Below are 15,206 nucleotides of genomic sequence, written 5' to 3'. Positions count from 1 at the left end.
GGCTGGGCGAGTGGGGATAGAATCATCCCGACCATCACCCGAGGACGATCATGACGACAAGCGCTGCCGCACATTCCCCTTTTTTGCCAGGAACGAAGCCCCTGGATGGCATCCGGGTGCTGGAAATGGGCCAGTTGATCGCCGGTCCCTTTGCGACGAAGATCCTGGGGGAATTCGGCGCCGAGATCATCAAGATCGAACCTCCCGGCCAGGGCGACCCCTTGCGCAACTGGCGCTTGCTGCATGAAGGCACCTCCGTCTGGTGGCAGGTGCAATCGCGCAACAAGCAGTCCGTCACCCTGGATCTGCGCCAGCCGGATATCCAGGCGTTGGTGCGTCAGCTGGTGCAGGAATGTGACGTGGTGGTCGAAAACTTCAAGCCCGGCACCTTGGAATCCTGGGGCCTGGGTTGGGAGGATCTGCATGCTCTGAACCCGCGCCTGATCATGTTGCGGGTTTCGGGTTACGGGCAGACCGGGCCTTACCGTGACCGCCCCGGTTTCGGCGTCGTGGCCGAGGCCATGGGCGGCTTGCGCCATTTAAGCGGCGAGCCTGGCCGCACCCCGGTGCGCGTGGGCGTGTCCATCGGCGATTCGCTGTCCGCCCTGCACGGGGTCATCGGTGTGTTGCTGGCCTTGCGCGCGCGCGACCAGCAGGGCGCAGGGCAGATGATCGACGTCGCGCTGTACGAATCGGTCTTCAACATGATGGAAAGCCTGCTGCCCGAATACGCGGTGTTCGGCGAAGTCCGCCAGCCTGCCGGCAGCAGCCTGCCCGGCATCGCCCCCAGCAATGCCTATGCCTGCCGGGGAGGCTACGTGCTGATCGCCGGTAATGGCGACAGCATTTTCCGCCGCCTGATGCAGGCCATCGGCCGCAGCGACCTGGGCGATGATCCCGATCTGGCCCACAATGCCGGGCGGGTGGCGCAGGTGGCTCGCATCGACGCCGCGATCGGTGATTGGGCGGCGCAGCGTTCCCAGGACGAAGTCCTGGACATCCTGAACGCAGCCCGCATTCCTGCCGGGCGCATCTACGACATCGCCGATATCGCGGCGGACCCGCATTATCAGGCGCGCGACATGGTGCTGGATCAGCCGCTGCCCGATGGCACGCCCTGCAAGGTGCCGGGCATCGTGCCGAAACTGTCGGCGACTCCGGGGGGTATCCAGACGCCGGCTCCGGCGCTGGGCCAGCATACCGATGCGATGCTGGATCGTTTGGGCGTGGATGCGCAGACCCGCGCCCGCTGGCGCGAGCAGGGCTATATCTGATCGGCGGCGGCGGCCGGCATGGGCTGAGTCCCTGCGGAAGAGGATCCCGGCTTGTTTTGGAATCGGCTGGCGTACCGATTGTTGAATCAGGGCATTTCGGGGTATATTTTGCCCTTGCTGTCACCCGATGCGGGTGGGAGAGCGTCGCCCCATGATTTGGGCGGCCGCCGAAGGCGCAATTCGCCCAGAATCGCTCAGGCACCCTGTACCATTCGCATGATGCCGCACGCGCATCGCAGCATTCTGGAGAGATCCGCCCCTGTTTGCCAGGTGGCGGGCGCCGAAGGTGAACCCCCGCTGTGTGGGGCAACTCTCAGGCAAAAGGACAGAAGGGCGCTGCCGGCATCCGTGCCGCCCTCATGTTTTGGAGCCCTCCCATGTCTGCGCAGACTCCCCTGTTTGATACCCACGTCGCCTTGGGCGCAAAAATCGTCGATTTCGGTGGCTGGGACATGCCGCTGGCCTATGGTTCCCAACTGGAAGAGCACCATGCCGTGCGCCAGGGCGTCGGCATGTTCGACGTGTCGCATATGCTGAACGTCGACGTCGCAGGCGCATCCGCCCCCGACTTCCTGCGCCACCTGCTGGCCAACGACGTCGCCAAGATCGCCGGCGTGCCCGGCAAGGCCCTGTATTCCTGCATGTTGCGCCCCGAGGGCGGCGTGATCGACGACCTGATCGTCTACTTCTTCGCCTCGGACCGCTGGCGCGTCGTCGTCAACGCCGGTACGGCTGATAAAGACCTGGCCTGGATGCAACAGCAGGCTCAGCCGTTCGGCGTCACGATCACCCCTCGGCGGGACCTGGCCATGGTGGCTGTGCAAGGCCCCAAGGCCCGCGACACCGTCTGGTCCATCCATCCCGAATGGAAGGCCGCTACCCAGGAACTCAAGCCGTTCAACGGCACGATGGTGGATGAAAACACCTTGATCGCCCGCACCGGCTACACCGGCGAGGACGGTTTTGAAATCGTGTTGCCCGCCACCGCCGTCAAGGCCTTCTGGGATGCATTGGCTGCTGCCGGCGTCCATCCCTGCGGCCTGGGCGCACGCGATACGCTGCGCCTGGAAGCGGGCATGAATCTGTACGGTCAGGACATGGACGAAACCGTCCACCCCCTGGAATCCGGTCTGGCCTGGACTGTGTCCCTCAAGGACGAGACGCGCGACTTCATCGGCCGCGCGGCCCTGGAATCCGCCTCGAAAGCCCGCGAACTGGTCGGCCTGAAGCTGCTGGAACGCGGCATCATGCGCGGCCACATGAAGGTCCGCACGGCGCAGGGCGAAGGCGAACTCACCAGCGGCACCATGGCTCCCACACTGGGCTTTTCGATCGGCTTGGCCCGAGTGCCCGTGGGTACTGCGCCCGGCGATCGCGTCGAGGTCGAAATCCGCGGCAAATGGCTGCCCGCCGAAATCGTGCGCCCGCCTTTTGTGCGCAACGGCAAGGCGCTGGTCTGATCCAGCCCGACACTTTCATTTCACACCAACACACCATAGACGGGGTACACCATGTCCATTCCCAACGACCGCAAATACACGGCCTCCCACGAGTGGGTCAAGGCTGACGGCGACTGCTTTCTGGTCGGTATTACCGACGATGCCCAGGACCAATTGGGCGATCTGGTCTTTGTCGGCGACGTGCAGGTCGGCGCGCAGCTGGCAGCCGGCGACACCGCCGCCGTGGTCGAGTCCGTCAAGGCCGCGTCCGACATCTACGCCCCGGTGGCAGGCGAGATCGTTGCTTTCAACGAAGCCCTGAACGATCAGCCGGCCCTGATCAACGAAGCGGCCTACGATCAGTGGATCTTCAAGATCCGCCCGGACAATGCCGCCGACGTCGATGCCCTGCTGGATGCCGCCGCCTATCAGGCCCAGGCTTAAGGAGTATTCCATGCTGCGCGACCCCGCCACGCATTCCGAATTCATCGCCCGCCATATCGGGCCGTCCGAGACCGATCAGCAGGCCATGCTGGCGGCCATCGGGGCGTCCAGCCTGGATGCCCTGATCCGTGAAGTCGTGCCGGAAAACATTCTGTCCGAATCGCCTTACCTGGATCTGCCCGGCCCGCTGGGCGAGGTCGAGGCCTTGGCCGACCTGAAGACGATTGCGTCGCGCAATCAGGTCCTGCGCAGCTACATCGGGCAGGGCTATTACGGCACCTATGTGCCGCACGTCATCCTGCGCAACATCCTGGAAAATCCCGCCTGGTACACGGCTTATACCCCGTATCAGCCGGAAATTTCCCAGGGGCGCCTGGAAGCTCTGCTGATCTACCAGACCATGGTCACGGACCTGACCGGCCTGGATATCGCCAACTCATCCCTGCTGGACGAGGCCACGGCCGCCGCCGAGGCCATGACGCTGGCCCGTCGCGTGTCGCGGGCCAAGTCCAGTCAGTTCTTCGTGTCCCGGCACGTGCACGCGCAAACCCTCGAGGTCGTGCGTACCCGCGCTGCCGGTATCGGCATTGACGTGGTGGTGGGTGACGAGGCCGATGGTCTGCCGGAATGCTTCGGCGTGCTGTTGCAGTATCCGCATAGCCTGGGCGGCGTGGCCGATTACCGCGCCCTGACGCAGCAGGCGCATGACGCCGGCGCCATCGTGGCCGTGGCCACCGATCTGCTGGCGCTGGCCTTGCTGGCGCCGCCGGGTGAATGGGGCGCGGATATCGCCGTGGGCTCGGCCCAGCGCTTTGGCGTGCCGATGGGCTACGGCGGTCCGCACGCGGGCTTCATGGCCTGCAAGGACGCCTACAAGCGCAATCTGCCCGGCCGTCTGGTCGGCGTGTCGCAAGACGCCCAGGGCCAGCCCGCCCTGCGTCTGGCCCTGCAGACCCGCGAACAGCACATCCGCCGCGAAAAGGCGACGTCCAACATCTGCACGGCGCAGGTGCTGTTGGCCGTGATGGCCTCCATGTACGCAGTCTGGCATGGCCCGGACGGCATCCGCCGCATCGCGCAGCGGGTGGCGACGCACACCACGCAGCTGGCGACGGCGTTGCGCGGCATGGGCATCACCGTCTGCAATGACAGCTGGTTCGATACGCTGTGCCTGAAGACCGGCGACCGGACCCAGGCCGTGCTGGATGCTGCTGTGGATGGCGGCATCAATCTGCGCCGGGTCGACGCGGGCTGCGTCGCCCTGTCGCTGGACGAGACCGTTGGCCAGGGCGATATCGAAATCCTGCTGGGCGTGCTGGCTGCTGGCGCCGGGGCGACGCGTGTGGCGCCTGATTTCGCCGCTGCCGGCGACGCGATTCCGGCCGCCCTGCGTCGCCAGGGGCCGATTCTGGCGCACCCGGCGTTTTCCCAGGTGAAGTCCGAAACCGACATGCTGCGCTATCTGCGCGCCTTGGCGGACAAGGACCTGGCCCTGGACCGCACCATGATTCCGCTGGGCTCCTGCACCATGAAGCTCAATGCCACGGCGGAAATGATTCCCGTCACCTGGCCCGAATTCGCGCACATGCACCCCTTTGCTCCGGCCGGTCAGGCCCAGGGCTACCAGGACATGATCGAGCGCCTGTCTGCGGCCCTGTGCGAGATCACCGGCTATGACCGCGTCAGCCTGCAGCCCAATTCCGGCGCTCAGGGCGAATACGCCGGTCTGCTGGCGATTCGCGGCTACCATCAGGCCAACGGCGATCATCAGCGCAATGTCTGCCTGATCCCGGCCTCGGCGCACGGCACCAATCCCGCCTCGGCCCACCTGGCCGGCATGGATGTGGTGGTGGTGGCGTCCGACGACAACGGCAACATCGACATGGATGACCTGCGCGCCAAGATCGCCCAGACGGGCGATCACCTGGCTGCCTTGATGATCACATATCCGTCCACCCATGGCGTGTTCGAAACCACGGTCACCGAGATCTGCGACCTGATCCACGAAGCCGGCGGCCAGGTCTATCTGGATGGCGCCAACATGAATGCCATGGTCGGCGTGGCGCGTCCGGGCCGGTTCGGTTCGGACGTCTCCCACCTGAACCTGCACAAGACCTTCTGCATTCCGCATGGCGGCGGCGGCCCCGGTGTCGGGCCGGTGGCGGTGCGCGCGCATCTGGCGCCGTACCTGCCGGGCGTCGTGGGCGAAGACGGTCGTCTGCCGGCAGGGCAGTCCGGCCCGGTGTCGGCGGCGCCTTTCGGTTCGGCCAGCATTCTGCCGATTTCCACCATGTACGTCATGATGATGGGGGCGGCTGGCCTGCGCCGCGCCACCCAGGTCGCCATCCTGAACGCCAACTACCTGGCGTCCCGCCTGGCTCCGCACTATCCCATCCTGTATGCCGGTGCGAACGGTCGGGTGGCGCATGAATGCATTCTGGATATCCGCCCGATCAAGGACGCCAGCGGCATCGGCGCCGAAGACATCGCCAAGCGCCTGATGGATTACGGTTTCCATGCCCCCACCATGAGCTTCCCGGTGGCCGGCACCCTGATGGTCGAGCCGACTGAATCCGAAGGGGTGGAAGAACTGGATCGTTTCATCGATGCGATGATCGCCATCCGCCAGGAAATCGCGACCGTCGAACGCGGTGAACAGCCGCTGGAAGACAACGTGCTGGTCAATGCCCCGCACCCGGCGTCTGTGTTGCTGGTGCAGGACTGGACCCATCCGTACACGCGCGAACAGGCGGCCTATCCGCTGCCTGGCATGGCAGCCCGTAAATACTGGCCGCCGGTCTCGCGGGTGGACAATGCCTGGGGGGATCGGAATCTCAGCTGCGCCTGCCCGCCGATCGAAGCCTATGCCTCGGAGGCGCAGACCGTCGCCTGATGCGCATCGGTGTCGAATGGGCCTAGAATAGGCTCTGACCGTGGCCCCACCCATCCGGTGGGGCCTTTTTACATCTGCGGCCTGCAGGGCCGTTCAAAAAAGACAGATCCGGGAAGACAAAGCATGCCATACGTGAACATCAAGATCACCCGCGAAGGGGTCACCGCCGAACAAAAGGCCCGCCTGATGCAGGGGGCCACTCAGCTGTTGGTGGATGTATTGGGCAAGAACCCCAAGACCACGTTCGTGGTGATCGAAGAAGTCGATACCGATAACTGGGGAATTGCAGGAGAACCCGTCACCGCCATTCGGGCGCGGGCAAAGGCTGCAAAGGCCTGATCGGATTCAACGCTGGCGCTGATAGGTCACGAAATCGTAGCTCAGGCCGTCGCTGGCGGCTTGGGGCAGGCGTTCCGTTTCCTGCCACTGTCCTGCCGGCAGTTCCGGAAACCAGGTGTCGCCCTCGATCTGGGCGTGGATTTCCGTGGCGATCAGTTCATCGGCCAGCGGCAGGGCCAGGCGAAAGATCTGTTCCCCGCCGATCACGCAGATGCGTTCCGCATCCTGGCAGGCGGCCAGGGCTTCATCCAGCGAGGCAAAGCGTTCGGCGCCCGCGGCGGCGAACGAGGCATCCCGGCTGAGCACCAGATTGCGCCGTCCCGGTAGCGGACGCCCCAGCGACAGCCAGGTCTTGCGGCCCATCAAGATGGGGTTGCCCAGCGTACTGCGCTTGAAATGCGCCAGATCACCCGGCAGATGCCAGGGCATGCCGCCGTCGCGTCCGATCACACGGTTGTCCGTATAGGCGACGACCAGACGAATGGGGGGCAGGGCGGACATGGCGGTTTCCGAGGTGAAAAAGGACGGGCGGGGCAAGGGCCGGATGGCCTGATCTGCGCAGCGTGTCAACAGATCGGCCAGCGTGCCTTGCGCCAGGATCAGCTCCGGGGCCAGATCCTGCAGTGGCTGCAGCACGAACGCCCGTTCGTGCATGCGCGGGTGCGGCACGATCAGGTCGGCTTGGGTGATCGTCTGTCCGCCGTACCACAGCAGATCCAGGTCCAGCGTGCGCGGGGCGTTGCGGTAGGGGCGCTCGCGTCCATGCGCCTGCTCGATCCCCTGCAGAGCGGCCAGCAAGGCCGATGCGCTGAGCGATGTATGAATTCCCGCCACAGCATTGACGTAATCCGGGCCGGCGCAGCCGACCGGGGAGGTGTCGTATAGCGGGGACAGGCGCAGGCGGCTGACCCCATCGACTAGGGTCAGGGCGTGCGCAGCTGCCAGCACGGTCTGGGCGGCATCGCCCAGATTGGCGCCCAGACCGATGTAGGCCAGGACATCGCCCGTGCGCCCGTCCGGGGCATGGCCGGGATCCTGCATGGCTTATGCGTCTGCGGTGTCGGTGGATTCGGCCCCGGCGCCGGGTTTGCGACGCCGGCGGCGCTTGCGTGTCGTGCCCGAACCCAGGCGTCGCGCGCCAGCGTGTCCGGCCTGCCAGGTATCGATCATCTGGCTGCGGCGCTCGTCGCCGCTGTCGGCCAAGTCCATCCACCACTGGGCCAGCACGCTGTCGACTTCGCGGGCTTCAGCCCGCAGCTGCAGGAAATCTACGGAGGCCCGGAAACGGGGCTGCTCCATCATGCGCCAGATGGAGCGCACCGTGGCGCGCTCAAAACGCGCCTGCATCAGCCAGATCTCGCGCATATCGGCCTGGTGACGCCGCTGGATGGCCAGCTTGTGCATCTGCTCGTCGATTACCGAATCGGCGGCGCGGATCAGGGCCTCGTTGCGCTGCACGTCCTGGGCCAGCAGGGCAGTCCAGCGCTTTTGCACCAGCCGCCATAGCAGCGCTGCAAACAGGAAACTGGGGCTGATGGGCTTGCCGGCCCGCACGCGGGCATCCGTGCGCGACAGCGCGATTTCCACAAAGGCCTCGCCGCCGTCTTCTTCGAAGATGCGATCGATCAGGGGAATCAGGCTTTTGGTCAGGCCGGACCGGCGCAGTTCGCGCAGGCAGTCCATGGCATGGCCGCAGGTCAGCAACTTCAGGGTTTCGTCGAACAGCCGCGAGGCCGGCACGTGTTCGATAAGCGCCGCCAGCTGGGTGATCGGGGCTTCGGTCGCCGGGTCGATGCGGGCGCCCAGTTTGGCTTGGAAGCGCAGCGCGCGCAGCATGCGCACCGGGTCTTCGCGAAAACGGGTTTCAGGGTCGCCGATCATGCGCACCACGCGGTTCTTCAGATCGGCCACGCCCTGGTGAAAGTCGATCACTTCTTCTTTCAGCGGGTCGTAGTACAGCGCGTTGATGGTGAAGTCGCGCCGCACGGCGTCTTCTTCGTGCGTGCCGAATTCATTGTCGCGCAGGATGCGGCCATGTTCATCGGTTTCCTGCGTGCCTGACGCCGGGGCGCGGAACGTGGAGGTTTCGATGATTTCCTGGCCGAACACCACATGCACCAACTGAAAACGCCGGCCGATGATGCGGGCGCGGCGAAACAGCGGCCGGATCTGGTTCGGCGTGGCGTTGGTGGCGACGTCGAAATCCTTGGGCTGCAGGCCGACAATCAAGTCGCGCACGGCGCCGCCGACGATGTAGGCGTCAAAGCCCTGCTGGTTCAAGACCTCGCAGACCTTGATCGCATGGCGTGACACCAGCCGCCGGTCGATGCCGTGTTTGTCGCGGGACAGGCGCACCGGGCCGCTGGGCGGCGGCGCGAGGAGGCGAGAGACGAAATTTTTGATGGTCTGCTTGAGCATGGCGCGTATTTTAAGACTTTGTATCCTGCATGTCCGCAAATAGGTCCAGAATGCGCCAATTCCGGCCCTGGGCCAGTTCCCGCAGCGAGGCGCTGGGGTTGGTGGCGACAGGGTGGGTGACGGCTTCCATCAGCGGCAAATCATTCAGCGAATCGCTATAGAACCAGGACTCGGTGAAGTCTTCCAGTTGCAGGCCTTGTGATTGCAGCCAGTCGCGCACGCGCAGCACCTTGCCAGCCTTGAAGCTGGGGGTGCCTTCGATGCGCCCGGTGTAGCGGCCATCGGCATCGCGCTGCGGGATGGTGGCGATCAGGTGGTCGAAGCCCAGCGCCCGGGCGATGGGCGCAGTGACAAAGGAATTGGTGGCGGTGACGATGGCGCACAGCCCGCCGCGTGCCTGGTGATCGGCCACCAGGGCGTGTGCTGCGGGCAGCAGGCCGGGGACGATGACCTCGCGCATATAGTCCTGGTGCCATTGCGCCAGTTCCGCCGGTTCGCCCAGGCGCAGCAGGCCCAGCATGAAATCGGCGGCTTCTTCGGCCGATAGCGTGCCTTCGTTGTAGCGGCGCATCAGATCGTCATTGCGTTGGCGGGCCAGTTCCGGATCGCCGGCGCGGCCGGTCCGGGCCAGGAATTCCGCCCATTGATAGTCGCTGTCAAAGGGCAGCAGGGTGTGATCCAGGTCGAACAGGGCAAGATGGGAATGAGCGGGCATGAGAATATCGTCCAACAGACTATGTGCGGAAGTGGTCGAGGGGCGGAATCAGAGTAAGCGTACACGCCGGTGTCGATTCATTCGGCGGCGGGCCGGCTGACGGCGTGGCGACGGACGCCCGGCCATCAGCAGTTCTTTCAGCAGCGGCAGGGTGACGGGGCGGTGGCGGGCCAGGGAATATTGGTCCAGAGTATCGATCAGGGCGCTCAGGCGTCCCATGTCGCGGTCGTGGTGGATCAGAATCCAGTGCAGCACATCGTCGGGCAGATTCAGGCCGCGCTGCTGGGCGCGGTCACGCAACGCCTGGGCGCGGTCTTCATCCGACAACTGTTCAATACGGTACACCAGATCCCAGCCCAGGCGGGTGCGCAGGTCTTCGCGCAGCGGCATGGTCAGGGGCGCCCGGTCGCCCGCCGTCAGCAGGGCAAAGGCATCCGCCGTGCTGGCAGCAGCCCGCCAACGGTTGAACAGGGCGAACAAAGCCGCCTGGGCGGCATCGTTCAGGTCGCTGACGTCGTCCACCGCAACCAGCGTCAGCGCCCGGTCTTCGTCGGTGGCCAGGGCCTGCAGCCAGTGAGCCGGGGTGCGGGCATCCAGGTAGTGGCCCGATTGCGCTTGCGCCTGGGCGCGCAGCAGATGGCTGCGTCCGGACCCCGCGCCGCCCCATAAATACAGGGCGCGACCAGGGCTCAGGGCGCGCACCGCATCGATCGCCGCCTGGTTGGCGCCCGCCATAAAACCGTCCAAAGTGGGCAGCGCGCCGGGCAGGATGTCCAGTAACAGTTGCTGTGTCATGCTCACCGGGCCGGAGTTCATCGTAAAATCAGGCCACTATATTGTCCAAACCTGCAATTCTTGCACATTCGACGGCTTTTCTCATGACATCAGGCACCACTCCCTCCATGACCTATCGTGACGCGGGCGTCGACATCGACGCGGGCGATGCTTTGGTTGACCGCATCAAACCGTTGGCGGCGCGCACCATGCGACCTGGCGTCATGGCCGGGATCGGCGGCTTCGGGGCCTTGTTCGAGATCCCCAAACACTTGCGCGAACCCGTGCTGGTGTCGGGCACCGACGGGGTGGGCACTAAATTGCGGCTGGCCTTTGAATGGCAGCGTCACGACACCGTGGGCATCGATCTGGTCGCCATGAGCGTCAACGATATTCTGGTGCAGGGTGCCGAGCCCTTGTATTTCCTGGATTATTTTGCTTGTGGCAAATTGTCCGTCGATACCGCCGCCCAGGTTGTCGGCGGCATTGCTAGAGGATGCGAGCTGGCGGGCTGCGCCCTGATCGGCGGCGAAACCGCCGAAATGCCGGGCATGTACCCCGATGGCGAATACGATCTGGCCGGCTTTGCCGTGGGGGCGGTGGAAAAATCCGCCATCATCGATGGCGCCGATATTCAGGTTGGCGACACCCTACTGGGACTGGCCTCCAGCGGGGCGCACTCCAACGGGTATTCCCTGGTGCGTAAAATTCTGCAGCATGCCGGCGCTCGGCCCGATCAGGATCTGGGCGGTCGTCCTCTGGGTGACGTGGTCATGGAGCCCACCCGCATCTACGTCAAATCCGTGCTGGCCGCTTTGGCGGCCCATCGCGCGGGCGATCAAAGGCCTGGCCCACATCACCGGCGGCGGCTTGCTGGAAAACGTGCCGCGTATCTTGCGCGATGGCCTGTGTGCCCGTTTGCACCGTGACGCCTGGCAGTGGCCGGCGTTGTTCCAGTGGCTGCAGGCTCAGGGCGGCGTGGCGGACCAGGAAATGGCCCGCGTCTTCAACTGCGGCATCGGCATGGTGCTGGTGGTCGGTACGGATCAGGCAGCCGCCATCACCGCAACCCTGCAGGCCCAAGGCGAGACCGTTTATACGTTGGGGCAGATCGAAGCCCAGGCCGTCGGCGGCGCCCAGACCATCGTCGATTAGTCAGGGGCCCCGGCGGGCAGCCGTCAGCTGCACCGCCGTTTTCCGGCGCGTCTCCAGCCGGATCAGGCGTCCAGCGCCTGGGCGCAATGCTGCGCTACTTCCGCGACGGCCTGATCCGACAGGCAATCCACAGGGACGCGTTGCGGCAGTGACCGCAGCCAGGTGATCTGGCGTTTCGCCAGCTGGCGCGTGGCGGCGATGGCCTGCTCGATGGCCTGTTCCAGGGAAACCCGCTCGTCCAGGTAATCCCAGAGCTGCCGGTAGCCCACGCAGCGAATCGAGGGCAGGCCCGGATGCAGATCGGGGCGGGCGTACAGGGCGCGAACCTCGTCCAGCAGGCCGGCGTGAATCATGGCCTGATAGCGTTGCGCGATGCGGGTGTGCAGCACGGACCGGTCGGACGGCTCCAGGCTGATCGTCAGGAAGCGCCATCCCGGCAGCACGGGCTGCGGGGGCTGGGCCAGCCAGTCGCTCATGGCGCGTCCGCTGCTGCGCCAGATTTCCAGAGCGCGCTGCAGGCGCTGGCTGTCATTGGGGGCCAACCGGGCGGCGGTGGCCGGATCGACGCGAGCCAATTCCGCATGCAGCGCCGGCCAGCCGCGTTCACTGGCTTCTGCATCCAGGGCCTGGCGGATCTCCGGGTCCGCTCCCGGCAGCGCGTTCAACCCTTCGCGCAGCGCCTTGTAGTACAGCATGGTGCCGCCGCACAGCACGGGGATGCGCCCCCGCTGGCGGATGTCCTGCGCCAGCACTGCCGCATCGCGGGCGAATTCCGCAGCCGAATACGCTTGCGCCGGGTCACGGATGTCCAGCAGATGGTGGGGCGCCAGCGCCTGTTCCTGGAGACTGGGTTTGGCGGTGCCGATATCCATGCCCCGGTAGATGGTGGCCGAATCCATGATGATCAGCTCGATCGGCCAGCGCTGCGCTAGCGCCAGCGATGCCGCCGATTTACCGGATGCCGTCGGCCCGGCCAGGCAGATCAGCAGAGGGGAGTCGTTTGGATTCACAGGGTACAGGGTGCGCAAAACGAGGATGAAATCGGTCCGCGTTCAGGATGTCATGAGGCGGGATAGCCCGCTTCGCGCTGATGGCGGATACTCAGGACCAGGATGACATCGGCGGGGTATTCGTAGCTGTATAGCGCGACATAGCCGGTTTTTCCTCTGGAAATGACGAGTTCCCGGCAGGGATCTTCGACGGTGCGGCCTATCAGCGGATGGCGCTGCAGGATCGAAACCGCTTCGATGATCAATTCAGTCGTATCGCTGGCAGCCTGAGGATCGTTTTCCAGTAAAAAATCCGTCAAGCGTTCCAGATCCAGAATGGCCTGATCGGTATAGATCAGGGCCGCCACGGGCGAGCCTGAGGGGGCGTAGCGGGCGTGCCTGCAGCACGTGCGCGCAGGTAGGCATGGACTTCGTCAGCCGTATAGCCTAAGCCCGTATCCAGCGCCTGCCGGCGGGCCGCTTGGGCCTGCGCTAGGAAATCCGCCCGCTGTTCGGTCGAGATGGCGGCCTGTTCGATGGCGGACACCATAAAGGCATGCGGCGTCATGCCCAGTCCTTGAGCGGCATGGATGGCGCGAGCTTTGAGCGTATCGGATAATTTGAGCGAAGTCGTGGTCATGGCAGCGGTGCGCTTGAATGCATCGGTGCTACCAGAGTAACACCGATGGGGCGAGAGATGTGGGGTTTTTCTGTTCACTGGCCCCGCATGAACAGCTTGTCTAGGTCGTTCAGACTCCATTGAAACCAGGTCGGGCGGCCATGATTGCATTGGTCGGCGCGCTCGGTGCGTTCCATCTGGCGCAGCAGGGCGTTCATTTCGTCCAGCGTCAGGCGGCGATTGGCGCGGATCGCGCCGTGGCAGGCCATGGTGGACAGCAGCTCGTTGCGCTGTTCGGTCAGACGGGCCGACTGGCCGAATCGTTCTACATCGGCCAGCACACCGCGCGCCAGGGCTTCGATGTCGCCCTGGGCCAGCAGGGCGGGTACGGCCCGCACAGCCAGCGAGGCGGGGCCGGTGGCGCGGATGCGCAGCCCCAGGGCGTCCAGCGTGTCCTGATGGTCCTGGGCGATGGCGACCTGGGTTTCGGTGGCGGTGAACACCACCGGCACCAGCAGATCCTGCGCGGGCAGAGGGGCTTCGTCCAGCGCGCCTTTCAGTCTTTCGTACACCACTCTTTCGTGGGCGGCGTGCATGTCCACCAGAATCAGGCCGCGCGCATTCTGCGCCAGGATATAGATGCCGTGCAGTTGGCCCAGGGCCAGACCCAGCGGCAGATCGCCGGCACCGGGGTGTGCGTCTTGGGGCCGCGCCCCGGTGCCGGCGGGTGCGGTCCCTGCGCGAGGGAATGCTTCCGCTGATGCGCTGCCGGGCGACGGCGCCGGTCGGGTGTTTGCGCCATCCAGCGGCTGGTACAGAGTGCGCCAATCCTGGGCCGGCCTGGAATCCTGCAGCGCAAAGCGCTGCTGCACAGGGATCTGCCCCGGATAGCGACCGGGGCTGCGTCCCTGGGAAGGCGCGCCGCCATCCGGCAGGGGGCCCCCGGGGGGGAGGGGGGGGGGGGGGGGGGGGGCAGCATCGCCGCTGCTGGGGGCCGGCGGCGTGTCGGCGGATTCGCCCGCCGCTCCGCCTCGCTGCGCCAGGGCTTGCCCCAGCGATTGCGCCACATAGCGATGAATGGCCCCGCTGTCGCGGAAACGCACCTCGCTTTTGGCGGGGTGCACGTTCACGTCCACCCCGCTCGGGTCCAGCCCCAGAAACAGCACATAGGCGGGCTGGCGGTCGCCATGCAGCACGTCGGCATAAGCCTGGCGGATGGCATGCGACACCGTCCGGTCGCGCACAAAGCGGCCATTGACGTACAGATACTGCCGGTCGGCCCGGTTGCGGGCGAACGTCGGGCGGGTGATGCAGCCTTCCAGGGTGATCAGGCCCTGTTCCGCCGAGACCGGCAGGCTCTGGGCCTGGAATTCGGCCCCCAGCACGTCGCGGATGCGGCTGTGGATGTCGGAGGCAGGCCAGTTTCGCTGTGGTTTGTCATTGTGGAACACGCGCAAGGCGACGTCGGGGTTGGCCAGCGCGATGCGTTCGATGGCATCCAGGCAGTGGCCGTATTCCGTGGCTTCGGAACGCAGGAATTTGCGTCGGGCGGGGATGTGGTCGAACAGTTGGCGCACGTCCACGCGGGTGCCGGTCTGCCCGGCGGCGGGCGAGGGTTCCGGCTGTCCGGGGCCGATCTGCCAGGCCTGATCCGCATCCGCTGTGCGCGAACTGAGCGTCAACTGGGCCACCGAGGCGATCGAAGCCAGCGCTTCGCCGCGAAACCCCATCGTGGCGACGGATTCGAGTTCGTCCAGGGATGTGATCTTGCTGGTGGCGTGTTGCTGCAGCGCCAGCTGTAATTGTTCGCGCGGAATGCCGTGTCCGTCGTCGGCCACCAGAATGCGCCGGATCCCGCCGCCATCCAGGCGGACCTCGATAGCCCGGCTGCCTGCGTCCAGCGCGTTTTCCAGCAGTTCTTTCAGCACCGAGGCGGGGCGCTCGATGACCTCGCCGGCGGCGATCTGGTTGATCAGAATATCGGGCAGGGCAGAGATGGGTCGCGTCATAAAAACGATTATAGTGAGCGTCTGCTCGTCATCGGGCAAAGCGGACTGCGCGGCCCAGGGGCTGGCGGGTGCTTTGCAGGGCCTCGAGCGTTACGCACGCACGATGCGCGCTGTTGCATCCATTTCAACGAGGTTTAA

At 65.5% G+C, this 15,206-nt stretch carries 13 protein-coding genes, 2 pseudogenes and 2 riboswitches; of the genes and pseudogenes, 6 read left to right on the top strand and 9 right to left on the bottom strand.

Annotation, left to right across the window (positions count from 1 at the left end; all coding sequences use genetic code 11):
- The first annotated feature begins 50 nt into the window (after positions 1–50).
- The 5 genes from VDP79_RS03605 to VDP79_RS03585 all read left to right on the top strand — a co-directional run bounded on the left by VDP79_RS03605 (position 51) and on the right by VDP79_RS03585 (position 6,389).
- A complete protein-coding gene (locus tag VDP79_RS03605; protein ID WP_323016854.1) occupies positions 51–1,274 on the top strand; it encodes a CoA transferase in 1,224 nt (407 codons plus the stop codon).
- Positions 1,275–1,398: 124 nt separating this feature from the next.
- A riboswitch (glycine riboswitch) is annotated at positions 1,399–1,495 on the top strand.
- A gap of 12 nt (positions 1,496–1,507) precedes the next feature.
- A riboswitch (glycine riboswitch) is annotated at positions 1,508–1,613 on the top strand.
- Between the two features lie 38 nt (positions 1,614–1,651).
- Positions 1,652–2,734 (top strand): glycine cleavage system aminomethyltransferase GcvT, encoded by a 1,083-nt coding sequence (gene gcvT / locus VDP79_RS03600; RefSeq protein WP_323016853.1) that lies wholly within the window; start codon positions 1,652–1,654, stop codon positions 2,732–2,734.
- A gap of 51 nt (positions 2,735–2,785) precedes the next feature.
- On the top strand, positions 2,786–3,157 hold the full coding sequence (gene gcvH, locus VDP79_RS03595; RefSeq protein WP_323016852.1) for a glycine cleavage system protein GcvH: 372 nt from the start codon (positions 2,786–2,788) through the stop codon (positions 3,155–3,157).
- Positions 3,158–3,167: 10 nt separating this feature from the next.
- On the top strand, positions 3,168–6,050 hold the full coding sequence (gcvP, locus tag VDP79_RS03590) for an aminomethyl-transferring glycine dehydrogenase (protein ID WP_323016851.1): 2,883 nt from the start codon (positions 3,168–3,170) through the stop codon (positions 6,048–6,050).
- A gap of 123 nt (positions 6,051–6,173) precedes the next feature.
- Entirely contained in the window at positions 6,174–6,389 is a 216-nt protein-coding gene (locus VDP79_RS03585; RefSeq protein WP_323016850.1) for a 4-oxalocrotonate tautomerase family protein, read from the top strand.
- 6 nt (positions 6,390–6,395) lie between these two features.
- Here VDP79_RS03585 and VDP79_RS03580 read toward each other — a convergent pair whose 3' ends face one another.
- The 5 genes and pseudogenes from VDP79_RS03580 to hda form a co-directional block, all read right to left on the bottom strand.
- Complete coding sequence (locus VDP79_RS03580; RefSeq protein WP_323017009.1) at positions 6,396–6,890, bottom strand: dihydrofolate reductase; 495 nt, start codon at positions 6,888–6,890, stop codon at positions 6,396–6,398.
- Positions 6,891–6,923: 33 nt separating this feature from the next.
- A pseudogene (folK, locus tag VDP79_RS03575) lies at positions 6,924–7,430 on the bottom strand (2-amino-4-hydroxy-6-hydroxymethyldihydropteridine diphosphokinase); the annotation flags it as partial.
- Positions 7,431–7,433: 3 nt separating this feature from the next.
- Positions 7,434–8,807, bottom strand: a complete 1,374-nt coding sequence (gene pcnB, locus VDP79_RS03570) for a polynucleotide adenylyltransferase PcnB (RefSeq protein WP_323016849.1) — start codon at positions 8,805–8,807, stop codon at positions 7,434–7,436.
- Positions 8,808–8,817: 10 nt separating this feature from the next.
- The gene (locus VDP79_RS03565) at positions 8,818–9,522 is read right to left on the bottom strand and encodes an HAD family hydrolase (RefSeq protein ID WP_323016848.1); all 705 of its coding nucleotides are present in this window, start codon (positions 9,520–9,522) and stop codon (positions 8,818–8,820) included.
- Between the two features lie 48 nt (positions 9,523–9,570).
- Entirely contained in the window at positions 9,571–10,317 is a 747-nt protein-coding gene (gene hda, locus VDP79_RS03560) for a DnaA regulatory inactivator Hda (protein WP_323016847.1), read from the bottom strand.
- An 83-nt stretch (positions 10,318–10,400) separates the two neighbouring features.
- Between hda and purM the strand changes: the two are divergent.
- Positions 10,401–11,451 (top strand): annotated as a pseudogene (purM, locus tag VDP79_RS03555) (phosphoribosylformylglycinamidine cyclo-ligase).
- Between the two features lie 62 nt (positions 11,452–11,513).
- On the opposite strand, the gene miaA reads toward purM, so the two are convergent.
- From miaA to mutL, 4 genes are all read right to left on the bottom strand, one after another.
- Positions 11,514–12,461 (bottom strand): tRNA (adenosine(37)-N6)-dimethylallyltransferase MiaA, encoded by a 948-nt coding sequence (gene miaA / locus VDP79_RS03550; protein WP_323016846.1) that lies wholly within the window; start codon positions 12,459–12,461, stop codon positions 11,514–11,516.
- Between the two features lie 50 nt (positions 12,462–12,511).
- Positions 12,512–12,808 carry a type II toxin-antitoxin system RelE/ParE family toxin gene (locus VDP79_RS03545; RefSeq protein WP_323016845.1) on the bottom strand — a complete coding sequence of 99 codons (297 nt, stop codon included), beginning with the start codon at positions 12,806–12,808 and terminating at the stop codon, positions 12,512–12,514.
- On the bottom strand, positions 12,796–13,080 hold the full coding sequence (locus tag VDP79_RS03540; protein ID WP_323016844.1) for a hypothetical protein: 285 nt from the start codon (positions 13,078–13,080) through the stop codon (positions 12,796–12,798). Before VDP79_RS03540 ends, VDP79_RS03545 begins: the two co-directional genes overlap by 13 nt.
- 74 nt (positions 13,081–13,154) lie before the next feature.
- Entirely contained in the window at positions 13,155–15,068 is a 1,914-nt protein-coding gene (gene mutL, locus VDP79_RS03535; protein WP_323016843.1) for a DNA mismatch repair endonuclease MutL, read from the bottom strand.
- Positions 15,069–15,206 lie beyond the last annotated feature (138 nt).

The organism is Castellaniella sp., assembly GCF_034675905.1.
GTDB lineage: Bacteria > Pseudomonadota > Gammaproteobacteria > Burkholderiales > Burkholderiaceae_B > Castellaniella.
This window is presented reverse-complemented; position numbering and strand designations above follow the sequence as displayed.